Origin of the sequence: Parvularcula marina (genome assembly GCF_003399445.1) — a bacterium.
GTDB classification, from domain to species: Bacteria; Pseudomonadota; Alphaproteobacteria; order Caulobacterales; family Parvularculaceae; genus Parvularcula; species Parvularcula marina.
In genome coordinates this window covers 1,584,530-1,598,100 of record NZ_QUQO01000001.1, presented here as the reverse complement: position 1 = coordinate 1,598,100, position 13,571 = coordinate 1,584,530, and the positions used below count along the sequence as shown (strand labels likewise).

Annotated in this window: 11 protein-coding genes; 8 read left to right on the top strand and 3 right to left on the bottom strand. The window is 55.1% G+C overall.

Annotation, left to right across the window (positions count from 1 at the left end):
- Window positions 1-17: 17 nt before the first annotated feature.
- From DX908_RS07645 to modC, 5 genes are all read left to right on the top strand, one after another.
- On the top strand, window positions 18-650 hold the full coding sequence (locus tag DX908_RS07645) for a TetR/AcrR family transcriptional regulator (protein WP_116393027.1): 633 nt from the start codon (window positions 18-20) through the stop codon (window positions 648-650).
- Between the two features lie 94 nt (window positions 651-744).
- Window positions 745-1,659 carry an SDR family NAD(P)-dependent oxidoreductase gene (locus DX908_RS07640; protein WP_116391766.1) on the top strand — a complete coding sequence of 305 codons (915 nt, stop codon included), beginning with the start codon at window positions 745-747 and terminating at the stop codon, window positions 1,657-1,659.
- A 111-nt stretch (window positions 1,660-1,770) separates the two neighbouring features.
- On the top strand, window positions 1,771-2,529 hold the full coding sequence (gene modA / locus DX908_RS07635; RefSeq protein ID WP_199564631.1) for a molybdate ABC transporter substrate-binding protein: 759 nt from the start codon (window positions 1,771-1,773) through the stop codon (window positions 2,527-2,529).
- Complete coding sequence (gene modB, locus DX908_RS07630; protein WP_116391765.1) at window positions 2,526-3,203, top strand: molybdate ABC transporter permease subunit; 678 nt, start codon at window positions 2,526-2,528, stop codon at window positions 3,201-3,203. Before modA ends, modB begins: the two co-directional genes overlap by 4 nt.
- Entirely contained in the window at window positions 3,193-4,284 is a 1,092-nt protein-coding gene (gene modC, locus DX908_RS07625) for a molybdenum ABC transporter ATP-binding protein (protein WP_158548574.1), read from the top strand. The genes modB and modC overlap by 11 nt, the downstream gene beginning before the upstream one ends.
- A 9-nt stretch (window positions 4,285-4,293) precedes the next feature.
- Here modC and DX908_RS07620 read toward each other — a convergent pair whose 3' ends face one another.
- Both DX908_RS07620 and DX908_RS07615 read right to left on the bottom strand, forming a co-directional pair.
- Window positions 4,294-7,284 (bottom strand): glucokinase, encoded by a 2,991-nt coding sequence (locus DX908_RS07620; protein ID WP_147303753.1) that lies wholly within the window; start codon window positions 7,282-7,284, stop codon window positions 4,294-4,296.
- 331 nt (window positions 7,285-7,615) lie between these two features.
- Window positions 7,616-11,092, bottom strand: a complete 3,477-nt coding sequence (locus DX908_RS07615) for a PAS domain-containing sensor histidine kinase (protein WP_147303752.1) — start codon at window positions 11,090-11,092, stop codon at window positions 7,616-7,618.
- A 152-nt stretch (window positions 11,093-11,244) separates the two neighbouring features.
- On the opposite strand from DX908_RS07615, the gene DX908_RS07610 reads away from it, so the two are divergent.
- The 3 genes from DX908_RS07610 (at window position 11,245) to DX908_RS07600 (ending at window position 12,582) form a co-directional block, all read left to right on the top strand.
- A complete protein-coding gene (locus DX908_RS07610; protein WP_116391761.1) occupies window positions 11,245-11,661 on the top strand; it encodes a helix-turn-helix transcriptional regulator in 417 nt (138 codons plus the stop codon).
- An 89-nt stretch (window positions 11,662-11,750) separates the two neighbouring features.
- Window positions 11,751-12,185 carry a MarR family winged helix-turn-helix transcriptional regulator gene (locus DX908_RS07605; protein WP_116391760.1) on the top strand — a complete coding sequence of 145 codons (435 nt, stop codon included), beginning with the start codon at window positions 11,751-11,753 and terminating at the stop codon, window positions 12,183-12,185.
- Between the two features lie 10 nt (window positions 12,186-12,195).
- Window positions 12,196-12,582, top strand: coding sequence for a response regulator (locus DX908_RS07600; RefSeq protein WP_158548572.1), 387 nt, complete (start codon window positions 12,196-12,198; stop codon window positions 12,580-12,582).
- A gap of 23 nt (window positions 12,583-12,605) precedes the next feature.
- On the opposite strand, the gene DX908_RS07595 is transcribed toward DX908_RS07600, so the two are convergent.
- Window positions 12,606-13,484: a 3-hydroxybutyryl-CoA dehydrogenase gene (locus tag DX908_RS07595; RefSeq protein WP_116391758.1), complete on the bottom strand. Its 879-nt coding sequence runs from the start codon at window positions 13,482-13,484 to the stop codon at window positions 12,606-12,608.
- Window positions 13,485-13,571 lie beyond the last annotated feature (87 nt).

Below are 13,571 nucleotides of genomic sequence, written 5' to 3'. Positions count from 1 at the left end.
AACAACGCGCCGAGACGATGGAACAGATCCTCGACGAAGCCGAGTTTCTGTTCTCGAAACACGGGCTGCATGGCGTCACACTGAAAGACGTGGCCAAACGTGTGGGCGTTCATCACACACTTCTGAACTATTATTTCGACGACAAGAAAAAGCTCTTCGATGAGGTCTTCGCTCGCCGCGCCGTCGTGACCAGCACGCGACGGATCGAAGCGCTCGATGAGTATGAGAAAGCCTGCGCCGGCAAGCCGACAGTCGAAGGCGCGCTACATGCTTTCCTTGATACCGACCTCGATCTTTATATCCAGGGTGGCGAAAGCTGGAAGAATTATGGCGCGCTGGGCGCTCTCGTCGCCAACACGCCCGAATGGGGCGCCAACCTCATGGATGACCATTTTGACCCGGTCGTCCTCAGGCTTATCGACCTTCTCAAGAAAGCGCTGCCGGACTGTTCGGAAGAGGACATCTTCTGGGGCTATCACTTCGTCAGTGGCGCGCTTCTCCTGACGCTCGCAAGGACGGGCCGGATCGACAAACTCTCCGGCGGTGTCTGCAAGTCTGATGATTTTTCGGCCGTGAAGGCCCGTATGGCGTCCTTCATGGCGGCGGGTTTCCGTGAGCTCTGCGGCAAGGGGCGGCACGAAGACGAGTGAGATCAATTTCCTGCCAAGTGACTGGACAATCAGCCAAAATCTTGATGGATAAGTAATTCACTCACTAGTGAGTTAGTAAATGTGAGGGCAACACATGACGAATGCTGTATCTGAAACGTCGCTTGAGGGCCGCGTCGCACTGATCACCGGGGCTGGCGGCGGCCTTGGCCGGACCCATGCGCTTTATCTTGCAGGCAAAGGCGCGAAAGTGGTCGTCAATGACCTCTCCGCAGAAGCCGCCGTGAATGTCGTCCACGAAATTCAGGAGCAGGGTGGGGAGGCGATGGCCATCACCTGTTCGGTCACGGATGAAGCGGACGTCACATCGATGATGTCCCGGATCATCGATGAATGGGGCCGGATCGACATTCTCATCAACAATGCCGGCATTCTCCGTGACAAGAGCTTCGGCAAGATGAACTTAGATGACTTCCGGCTGGTGATGGATGTTCACCTGATGGGCGCGGCGATCTGTTGTCACAAGGTCTGGCCGATCATGCGGGCACAGAATTATGGCCGCATCGTTATGACGACCTCCTCGTCGGGCCTCTATGGCAATTTCGGACAGGCCAATTATGGGGCCGCGAAAATGGCGCTGGTTGGCCTGATGCAGACGCTCGCGATCGAAGGGGAGCGTTATGACATTCGGGTCAACGCGCTCGCACCGACGGCCGCAACCCAAATGACCGAGGGTGTGCTTTCCGAGGAGAGCCTCCGCCAGCTTGATCCCGCGCTGGTCAGCCCCGGCCTTCTGGCGTTGGTCGGCGAAGACGCGCCGACACGCGCAATCCTATGCGCGGGCGCCGGGCATTTTGCGAAAGCCAATATTACGCTGACGAATGGTGAGTTCATCGGTACGGATGAGCAGGCAGGTGAGCGTCTGATTGCGGTATGGGACAGTGTTGCGGACCGCAGCGGTGAAATCGTGCCGGCATATGGCTTTGCCCAGTCGGAACGCGAGGTGGCAAGCGCCACAGCGGCTGAATCATTGACGCTCGAAAGCTCCTGATCAGGGGCGGGGTTGACCCCGACAGGCTGAAAATCTCAATATCACGGCTTCTCCCGTAGAAGCCATGCTGGCTGTATGCGGGTGATGAAACCCGTATACGGATCAGCCGTCATGTTCACCACCAAGAATCTCATGTCCGCTCTGGCTGTCATCTCTACGATGCTGGTGGGCCTTTTGGCGGTCGCACAGGCCGAAGTCGTGCGGATTGCCGTTGCCTCCAATTTCAAGCCGGCCATGGATGAGCTGGAGCTGGTCTTTGAGGAACAATCCGGACACGATCTTCTGGTGTCGGCGGGCTCGACGGGCAAACTCTATGCCCAGATCATCAATGGCGCGCCCTATGATGTTTTCCTCTCGGCGGATCAGGAACGGCCTCGCCGTTTGGTTGAAGTGAGCCGAGCACAAGACCGGTTCACCTATGCTGTCGGGCGGATTGTCCTTCTTGATCCGATCGCGAAATCCGCAGGCCCAGACCGGCTGGAACAGATGAGCTTCCGGCGTCTTGCGATCGCCAATCCGGAACTGGCGCCTTACGGGCAGGCCGCAAGGCAGGTTCTCACCACGCTCGGCCTTTTCGAAGCTCTTCAGGACAGGATCGTCCTTGGGGAGAATATCGGCCAGACTTATGCTTTTATCTGGACAGGGAATGCAGAACTCGGCTTCGTTGCCCTGTCACAGCTTGATCCGGAAGTGCGCGAGCAGACTGGGCTCGTGTGGATCCCGCCTCAAGAATCTTCCGATCCGATCCGGCAGGATGCGGTCCTGTTGCGCCACGGGGGTGAGAATGCCGCCGCGACTGACTTTATCAACTTCCTGAAAAGTGAGAAGGCGAAAGCTCTGATCCGCGGCCATGGGTATGAGACGGAATGAGCCTGCCTGACCTCGATGCGCTATGGCTGACGCTGCAGCTCGGAGTCGTGACGACGGTTCTGCTCCTCCTGATCGGCACCCCTCTCGCCTGGTGGCTGGCTCGGACACGAACGAGGTTGAAGCCCGCGATCGAGGCTGTGGTGGCGTTGCCTCTTGTCCTGCCGCCAACTGTACTCGGATTTTATCTCCTGCTGGCGTTCAATCCGTCATCTCCGATCGGCAGTTTCTGGATCACGTTGACAGGCGACACACTGATCTTTTCTTTCGCGGGGCTCGTCATCGCCTCGGTTCTTTATTCTCTCCCTTTCACGGTCCAGCCGTTGCAGGCGGCTTTTGAGAACGTCGCGGGAGAAATGATGGAGGCGGCCGCCAGCCTGCGGGCCTCGCCTCTCGATGCGTTCTTTTCTGTTGCCGTGCCTCTCTCCGTACGGGGATTTCTGACCGCGGCCGTGCTCAGCTTTGCCCACACGCTCGGCGAGTTCGGTGTTGTCCTCATGGTCGGCGGCAATATCCCGGGAGAGACGAGGGTGCTCTCGATTGCTATTTATGAGCATGTCGAGACGCTAAATTATGATGAAGCGCACGCTTTGTCGCTGCTGCTTCTCCTTTTCTCCTTCTGCGTTCTTTTGTTCGTCTACGTCTTCAATCGCCGGTATCGCGTCCATGCCCACTGATCATCTGGAGATCGATATCGAGCATGGCTTTGGCGATTTCCAGCTGAGTATCGCTCAATCCATCCCGCTTGACGGGATCACAGCCATTTTCGGGCCGAGCGGCAGCGGCAAGACGACGCTTCTCCGATTGATCACCGGGTTCCTTAGACCTGATCGCGGCCGTCTCGCTCATGGCGCGGATGTTCTTTGCGACACAGTGAGTGGCGCGTTCGTTCCGGCACATCGCCGTAGCATCGGATATATGTTTCAGGATGGCCGGCTGTTTCCACATCTGAGTGTCGAGAGAAATCTTCTCTACGCGGATCGGCGGAGCGGCAGTACACAAACTGCCTTCTCCAAGGCTGATATCATCGACGCATTCGAGCTATCCCCCTTGCTGCCCAGACTGCCCATCTCCCTTTCTGGCGGTGAGCGCCAGCGTGTCGCGCTTGCCCGAACCTTGCTGAGCCGACCTCGTCTGCTCCTGCTTGATGAGCCCCTGTCAGCGCTCGACCGGGGACGGCGCGCAGATATTCTCTCGCTGATCGGTGATCTGCCGGGGCGCTTCTGCATGCCTGTGCTTTATGTGAGCCATGATGTGGGAGAGGTGATCCAACTCGCCTCGAATACGATTATTCTGTCAGCAGGCAGAGTGAAGGCGTCAGGCCCGACCGTGCCGGTGCTCAATGAACATGGTGTTGCGAAGGGAGATAGCGGCATTGAGCCGGGCGTTATTCTGACTGGAACCGTCACCAGCCATGATGAAGCCTATCACTTGATCCGGATAGCCATTGGTGACGGTGTCATCTCCCTGCCGACAGCGAACGCGATGGCAACCGGCACCGACATTCGTCTCAGAATAGAAGCCCGCAATGTTGCGATCTCACGGCACAAGCCGGAGCAGATCAGCATCAGGAATATCCTGCCGGCCATTTTCAAAGGTGCAACGGTTGAAGACAATCAGCCGCTTGCACTGATCGAAATGGAGATAGATGGCCAATGCCTGCGGGCGCAGGTGACGCGTGAAGCGTTAGATGAGCTAGCCCTCACGGCAGGTGAGCGGGTCTTTGCCCTCGTCAAGACGGCGAGCCTTGAGGTCTGATGTTTCCGGTCAGGCGGACTGCTTGCGGAAACGCTCCATGACACCCAAAAGCTTGTCTCTGACGATCGGTTTGGGAAGATAATCATCCATCCCGCTGTCAAGGCATCGCCGGCGGTCTTCGGGCATGGTGTGCGCCGTGATCCCGATCACCGGTACATGCTCTTCGATGCCGTTTTGCTCTTCAATCGACCGTATACGCTTTGTTGCCTCCAGGCCATCAATGCCGGGCATCTGTACATCCATCAGGACGATGTCCGGTTTCATTTCTGAGAAGGCAGAGACGGCTTCTTCGCCACCTTCCGTCATAGTGATCTCATAGCCGCCATTCTCCAGCATGGCTGTGATAACCATCCTGTTGACCGCATTGTCCTCAGCAACGAGTACGCGCATGACCGGGCGGTCCATTTCCTCAGAGCCGGGCTGGTTATCCGGATTGTCAGTCTGCGTTACCGGCTGCACCTTTCCAAGCGCTTTGACGAGAGCATGCCAGAGAGATTGGGCGCGGGCCGGTTTGACGAGATGAGTGACAAAACCTGCCTGATCAAGATCAGGCGCATCAACGACACTACCGACGGACGTCAGAAGTGTCAGGGGGATGTCCCGATACTGCTTCTGGGCTTTCAATTCCTTGGCCAGCGTCATACCGTCCATATACGGCATTTGATAGTCAAGGATCGCTGCATCTACCTTGCGTCCCTCTTCGAATTCTCGTGAGAGCGCGCTGATCGCGTCAGATGCACCAGCGGCGGAGATCACTTCGCAGCCCCATGCGGATAGCTGCTCCTGAAGGATTGTTCGGTTCACCGGTTGGTCATCAACAATCAGTATACGATAACCATCAAGCCCGTCGTCAATGCTGCTCGGGCAGAGCTCTTCAGCGACCCCCAGCGGCAGCCGCAGTCTAACGGTAAAAGAAGAGCCAGCGCCGAGTGTACTGCTGACCGAAATCGTGCCCCCCATCAGCTCGACCATGCGCCGGGTGATCGAGAGGCCAAGTCCCGTCCCCTGATGAACCCGCGTGGAGGAGCCGTCGACCTGCTCAAAAGTCTGGAAGATCGTCTCGAGCTTGTCGTCGGGAATGCCGCATCCAGTATCTGTGACGGTGATCGAGATGTCGGCTTCATCACCAATCTGACCCCCAGACACATCAAGCAGGATGTGACCTTCTTCCGTAAACTTCACGGCATTGCCAAGAAGGTTGGTCATGATCTGGCGCAGGCGGCCCGCATCGCCAAGCAGCCAACGCGGCGTATCAGGACGGAAGCGAGTCATGAGTTCAAGACCCTTCCTGTCGACCTCTGCGGCCAGAATAGCGGCAACTTCATCCGTGCAAGACTGAAGATCCAGATTATTCTGCTGGATCCGCATTTTGCCGGCTTCGATTTTCGAGAAATCGAGGATGTCATTGATGACGGTTAGAAGAGAATTACCAGACGAGATGATGACGTCCAAAGTCTCGATCTGAGATGGAGTAAGGGAGGAACGTCGCAGCACATCTGCCATACCCAATACCCCGTTAAGGGGGGTACGGATTTCATGGCTCATATTAGCAAGAAATTCCGACTTTGCGCGGCTCGCGGCGTCCGCGTTGTTCTTCTCTTGACGCAGGGTCAGGGCAATCGTCTCAAGCTCACGTGTGCGATTATGAACGAGTGTCCGGTCCGTTTCGATAACGACAAAGCCGCCAGAGGGGCGGGGGTAGGCATGGCATCTGAGTATGCGGCTGCCAAAAACGCGGCGCGTAAACTCGAATTCCTGATTGCCGGAGAATTTTACCGCAAGTGTGTCGGCGGTTTCTTCATCCGTCAGCTGAAGAGAGCTCTCCATCGCCTGAAGGAACGGGCCGAGGGGCGCGCCCTTTTCGGTCAGCGTCTCTGCTCCCGGCGTGTCATACCAGTTTTGTGATGTCACGCCGACAAATTCGAGCCGGTCATTGATGATGAAGGCAGACTGATCAAGGTGGCCTGAGACTTCCTCAAGAATGGTTGGTCCCAAGGGTTTCAGACGGTTTTCTGCATCCTGCGCCAGTTTCTCTGATACATGACGGGCCAGGCCGATCAGTCCGGCGCTGCGATTGTGGACGATGCAGGCCGGGATGGCCGATGTGAATTCGGAAAAGTCACCTTTGTCTTCGAACCGCTTGCGAAACGCTTCACGAGGAAGCGATTCCATCGTCCGCCTGACAACGCCGCCAGCGATAAAAAGGCCATTCGTCGTGCAGCGCTCAAGGGCGAAATCCCCGGCAACCGATGCGAGGGCATCATAGTAAAAATCGAGCGTCTGCTGACAAAGAGGGTCGGCGCCCGTCTTGCCGTACATGATGATCTCATGAGCGGCGAGTGTCGAGCTCGAAATGCCTTCGACTTCACATAAGGCATTGTAGATGCGAACCAGTCCATCGAATGTCAGAACGGTTTCTCTACTGATGAAGCCGTACCTCTTTCGCAGGCTGGTGAGGAGTTCTGCGCCCTTGCCCGTAAAGGCAAATGTCGCATGACCTGCTTCGGAGTCGACGATTGTAAGCTGGCCTTCGTTTGCATTCAAAGATGCGCAGCCCAGTCCCTTACAGGAATTCAGAACGCCATAACGACCGTGCTCTGTATCAAACTGGCCTGATAGGCGAGGTCCTGAAAATTGAAGTATGTCGGCGGGATCAAGCCATGGAATCGATGAAGCGATAGCGCTAACATCATTGAGAAGTATAACGCGCTTAAAGCCGAATTTCTCCTTGAGCAGATTTATGTCTGCATGGAGATGATTGTGCATGGACCTGACAATATCGCCGGTGATCGGCCCTGCGATAGCAATTCCAAGTGTCTTCGGTGTGGGGGCGTCGTAATGCTCAAGATATGTATCGAGCATATCATCCAGGCGTGCGTGCGACTGTGCTTCATATTCGCGGTTGAACATGAAGGCAGGCCGGTCTTCGCCCGTCCAGCGCATCACAGCAAGCTGGCACGTGTCACGGCTGATATCTACGAGTATGGCCTTTTCGCTCACGCCATCCACCCCTGTTATAGTTATGGGCAGAGTTTACCTTGTTAGGCTCAAAAGGAATTTGTCTGAATGATGATAATTCGACAGGAGCTGTTAATATGTAAGTAAACGGAGTAAAAATTTTATTTCGGCACGCTAATGCCGTGAGATTTTCATTTCAGTATTTTCTGTCGATTATCATTATCTGGGGTAGAAATTATCTAGGTGTATTAGGTGGTTGTCAGCCGACCTTTATTCAAAGAGGCAAGTTCCAAGGTCCGTCGATTTTATTGCTGCTCTCATGGTGCTCAACGAACGAGCTGACGTCATTTTTTCGTTTCAGCCTGTCGTGTTTCTATTTCAGTAAAGTCGGGGCGGACGCTTCGGTAGTTCCGTTGGGGGCAGAGGCTGCAATAGGCAAGATAATCGCGAACGTTGTTCCCTTTTCCCCAGTGCCTGCAAGATAGAGGGCACCGCCCCAACGCTCCGCCAGACCTTTTGAAACGGGGAGGCCGAGGCCGGTCCCCTTGCCGCCTGTTTTCGTCGTCACGAGCGGATCGAATATTGACCCTCGGACATTGTTCGGGATGCCAGGACCATGATCGGTCACGGTCAACAGGACGTATTCTCCTGCGGCAACGCCGCGTTGTTGTGCGTCATTTGGAGAAAGACGGGTTTTGCTCATCCTGATTTCGGTTTTGACAGATGGGCCACCAGCTTCGGCTGCATTACGGACCAGATTCAGGAGGACCTGTAGCAGTCCGGTTTCATCGGCGATGACATTTACGTTGCTCAGTTCGGGATCTATTCGCCATTCAAGCGCCGGTGCAGTTGAACGCAGGATAATCCGTGCAGACTCTAGAGCAGCTGAGAGGGAAATCGCTTCTGCCTGTGTCGGTGTTTCCCTGACATATTGGAGGGCGCGTCTGGTTACATCTGTCGCGCGATTGACGGCGGCGAGAACACGATCTGCATAAAGAGCAGCTGCGGCAGCATTACCCTTGGATGCGGCAGAGTGTGCAAGTGCGCCGAAATTGAGTGCAGGTTGGAGAAGGTTTCCAAGCTCGTGCGCCATCCCGCCAGCAAAATAATTTAGGGCCTCCAGTTTTTGTGCTTCCTGAAGGGCTTCCTCGAGTTGCTCGCGCGTTTGTTCGGCTAGTTCGCGCTCAGTAATGTCCTGGACAATACTGAAAAATCTGACGACTTGTCCGTCATCGTCTTTTTCAGGAAAGACTTCGATCCAGAATTGACGGACAGGTTCACCTTTCTTTCCTTTGGCTGGAATCTTAGCGCTATAGGATTGTCCATCTTTCATGGCCTGCTCACGCCGAGCGTAAGTCAGTGTGCGTTCGGCAGGAGTCAAAAATCTCTCTAAAAGCTCAGCGTGAGATTTAGGGCGGTCTTCATCTGTGCTCAGACCAGCAATCTCCCACAGCATCTCTGAGGCGTAGAATGATCCATCTCGAAGGTCATCGACGAAATGACCAAGACGCGCAAATTCTTGAGCTTTGGCAAAGAATTGCCGTTCATCTCTCAGCGAGGCTTCCAGTTGGCGTTGTTCAGTTACGTCCGCAATAACGCCAAAGATCCTGACGATTTTGCCGCTGGAATTTTTGTCGGGGTGAAGAGCAACAGCAAAAGTACCTCGTTCGCCTGTATCGACCCTAGCCAGATCGATCTCGTAGGAAATATCAGTACCCGCCTCAATAAGCTGCTTCTGCCTTTCTTCAGTGATAAGGCGTTGCTGGGCATTCATGAAGGTGCTGGCAAACTCTTCGTAGCTCCGGGGGCGTGAGCCTCCGGTGAAGCCAAGCATTTGCCAGACAGTTTCGGACGCGATGATTTCCTGAGTCTTGAGATCTTGCGTAAAGTGACCAACTCTGGCGAGGCGTTGAGCTCTCTCAAATGCGGCCTGTTCATTCTGCAGTTCTCGTTCCAGGCGCCGTTGTTCAGTCACGTCGGCAACCACGCTGAAGAATTCCGTGACATTGCCGTCACTGTCTTTTTGCGGATAATTCTCTATAAAGAAGGTGAGAGGTTTCCCATTATCACGACGCGTAGTGTTGAGCTCAAACTTATACGGCTCGCCAATTCTGATGGCCTCTGCGCGACGTTTGAGGCTGATTTCCACCTCTTCAGGGGGGAGAATAGCCTTGGCAACTTCCTCATAAGGTAGATCTTCTCGGATAGGGGGCATGCCGAGTAATTCCCAAAGAACATCAGAAGCTTTGAATGCTCCGTTGGAAATATTGTCTACTGCGTGCCCAATCTTCCCTAGCCGCTGTGCTCGTTCAAACCGTCGGCGCTCAAGTTCCAGTTGTCGTTCCAGCTCTCTTTCTTCGGTGACATCTCTGATGGTCCCAAAGACCTGCTTGAGCACGCCTTCAGAATCCGTCTCCGGATTAACAAAGACGGCTAGAACACGCTTCTCGCCAGTGTCGGCTCGCGAGATTGGTATGTCTGTATGATAGGGGGCAGGCTTTTTGAGGAATGAGCGTAATCTTCCGGCGCTTTCTTCTGCATCTTCCGTGCTGACTAATAGGTCAGACATTTCACCATATGTCTGCGGAGGATTATCAGGATCCACCCCTACAAGTTCTAGGAGAACTGGTGACACGGTGACGTTGAGGCTTTTGGGATCAAGGATAAAATGTCCGAGCTTTGCCAGCTCTTGAGCCTGAAGATGCAGATTGCGCTCTTCTTCCAGGCCCTGACGAAGTTTCCGTGATTCAGTGACGTCTACAACGATACTGAAATAACCGATGACCTCGCCATAATTATCCTGTTCAGGGTATGACGAGATTTCGAAAAAAGCTGGCTCATCCGTACGATAGCGTTTTGTCTCGAAGATGAAACGGGGGGGGACGATACCCTGATTGAACCCGGACCGCAGTTTTTCGATTTTGTCCTTGTGAAGAGAGATGATCCGCTCATCCAACTCACTGCCATAAACGATGTTCTCATGAATGGGGGGGCGACCGATAAGTTCGAAGAAACTTTCCGATGCGTGCCAGTGACCAGCCTTGATGTTGTCGTGAATATGACCAACCCTGGCAATATGCTGAGCGCGAGAGAAGACCTCTCGCTCATGTCGTAGCTTGTACTCAAGCTGTTTTAGCTCGGGAACTTCGATCGTGATACCGAAAGCGCCGACCGGATTTCCATCCGGATCAACCTCGACCTGTACGTCAGAAATGAGGGTGTGCGTATCATAAGAGCCGTCAGCACGCCCATGCTCATGGCGGTAAGCGCCGGCATTCTGTTTGGATTTTTCCCGTCGCTCCAGGCTTTCTGAAAGCTGTTCCTCTGTCAGAACCTTTTTGGCCAGCTCTTCATACGGGCACGGTTTATCCGGTTTTGGGAAACCCGTTAAATCATACCATCGGTCTGTGGCATGATAGATACCGGTTCTATAGTCATCATAAAAGAAGCCCAGTCGACCGAGTTTGTCAGCCTGCCAGAGATAGGCGGCGGCGCGGTCAAGAAGGCTGGGCTCTGCGGGCGGGGGCGGATCATTGTCGATGTTTGATCGTGCTGGCAGATCGATGCCCTTGGCGAGCAGCCAATCCTGACCCTGATAGGTGATCCTCTCAAGGAGGAACCGCCGTGTGATGCCGTCGACTTCTGAGGTAAGGTTATAGGTACTTGTGCCCGGATGGGCGCTTCCCTTGCTGACCAGCAGGCGAGCGGCCTCATTGTCCCGGCCGAAAGTGCGCGCGAAGGCCTCGTTCGTCAGGGATGCTGATCGGTTATCGAGACGGCATGCCAGTGCTGGTACATCTGAACCATGTACCAGACTGCCCAGAAGCCCGTCATCCAGGACCGGTTTCACTCGCGCGCTCCTCTGCCTAGGCGGGGCAGCGTAGTGGCCCGCGGTTGTGCTCACAATGTCGTCGCATGAAATGCTTGAAAAAGTAGCAAATTATTGCTTGCATATAGCAACTACTTCTAGTACATACGCCGTCCATTTTGGGGAGAAACAGAATGCAAGCTCTCAAAACAGTTGCTGGAAGCCATTACCCGACGATGATCCGCCGGACTGATCAGACGGTGGCGCCAACCGTTCATCGCCCTTCCTGGTCACCTGCATCAGAAAATGACAATCAGTTGCCTGCGCAGGATAACTGGCTGCAGCTGGGAAATATGCGTATCCGCGTGAAGCGCTCAATGGATGATCTGGGCTTGCGCCTTTCACCACGCGAACGGCAGATTCTGTTGCTGACGGCTCAGGGCGAGGGCGTGAAGTCAATCGCCCGAATGCTCGATATCTCCGTCCACACAGTCGATACGTTTCGGCGCCGGATTTACCAGAAGCTCGGTGTCTCGAATGCCGCAAGCGCTGCGGCGATCACTTTGGCGCTCTGCCTCGATGCAGAGGTCGAAATCGAAGAATGTGATTAAACACAACGTCTTGTCAGAATATTTCAATGCTCTGGACAAAAAGAGCAGCTTGAGGCATCACTTGCTGGCAACAGCAAAAAAGAGCGCAGATGACCAGCGAGGCGCCGGACCGCAAACTGATGGGCCTTGCTTCGATTTATGAGCAGGTGGCTCGGGCAATCTACCGTGAGCGCGGACCTTTCGTCCTGCAGCCCGCCCAATGGCCCGTGTTGCGATATCTTGACCTTGCTGGGGAAACGGCCCGGACGGCTTCCGGGATCGCTTCTTTTTTGGGCGTAGAGCTCTCGACGGCAACGAGGGCTGCCGCCGCGCTCGAGCGCAGAGGATTTGTCAGTTCAAGACGCAACCCGGATGACCGCCGGGTCGTTTTCTATGAACTGACGGATGAGGGAAAAACGAAACTGTCAGAAGACCCGCTGCAGGAGCTGGCGCTGGCATTGGGGCAAGTCAGTCAGGAAGACAGGTCAGCCTTTTCGCGCGTCGTGGCGCATCTGGCAGATCACCTGGCGCAGTCGAAGGAATAGGGGCATCCGGATGCTGAACATATTGGTTATTGATGACGATCCGCATGTCCGGGAAGGGCTGGTTGCCGTCCTGGAGATGGAAGGTCATCAGGTCACTGAGGTTGATAATGCCTCAGAGGGGCGGAAAGCTCTTTCAGACAATGGACAGAATTTCGATGTCGTCCTGCTCGATCTGTGGCTGCCGGAAGATCACGGCCTGAATGTCCTCAGAGACATACGCGATCAGGGATCGGACATTCCTGTTGTGGTAATGTCAGGCGGCGGCCCGGGTCGCACGCTGGAGCAGGCGATCGCCATGGCGGACGCATGGGGGGCAAGTGAAGTCCTGATCAAGCCATTCCGCAACGAAGACGTTGTCTCCGCGATCAGCAAGGCAGTGCCAACCGACGCGGAGTAATTCTCCGCGCCGACTTTGTTTTGTTAGCGCGTCGCTACAGGAATCTCGCCTGAATAATCGTAGAAACCGCGGCCGGTTTTGCGGCCTAACCATCCGGCCTCGACATATTTCACCAGCAGCGGGCAGGGGCGGTATTTTGAATCGGCCAGCCCGTCATAAAGCACCTGCATGATGGCAAGGCAGGTATCGAGCCCGATGAAATCTGCGAGCTGCAACGGGCCCATCGGATGGTTCGCACCCAGCCTCATGCCGGTGTCGATTGCCTCGACCGTGCCGACACCTTCATACAGCGTGTAGATCGCTTCATTGATCATCGGCATCAGGATGCGGTTGACGATGAAGCCCGGGAAATCCTCCGACAGCGCCATCGTCTTGCCAAGCTTGTCGATCAGGTCACGGCAGATCTCGAAGGTCTCATTGCTGGTGGCGATGCCGCGGATCACTTCGACGAGTTTCATCAGCGGCACCGGGTTCATGAAATGAAGCCCGACAAATTTCTCCGGCCGATCCGTGACGGCGGCAAGCGCCGTGATCGAGATCGACGAGGTATTGGTCGCGATGATCCCTTCGGGTTTCAGCAGTGCCGAAAGCCGCCTGAAGATGTCTTTCTTGATTTCGATATTCTCGGTCGCGGCTTCGATGACGAGATCGCAGTCACTTAAGTCTTCGAATTTTGGAGCCGCCCCGATACGCGCCATGGCCGCGTTCTTTTCGTCTTCGGTGATGACATCCTTTGAGACCTGCCGGCCCATATTGGTTTCGATCCCGGCAATCCCTTGCTGGATATTATTCTCATCGATGTCGTGAATGACGATGTCGTGGCCGGCGAGGGCGAAAACATGGGCGATACCGGCGCCCATCTGTCCGGCGCCAACGACGCCGATCTTGGTAACATTAGTCACGGGCACAATCCTCTGCCTTAGGGTGAGACGTGTTTGTGACTGTTTATGCCCGTCTTTTTGCGGTGCAGCAACGGCGATGGGCTGACC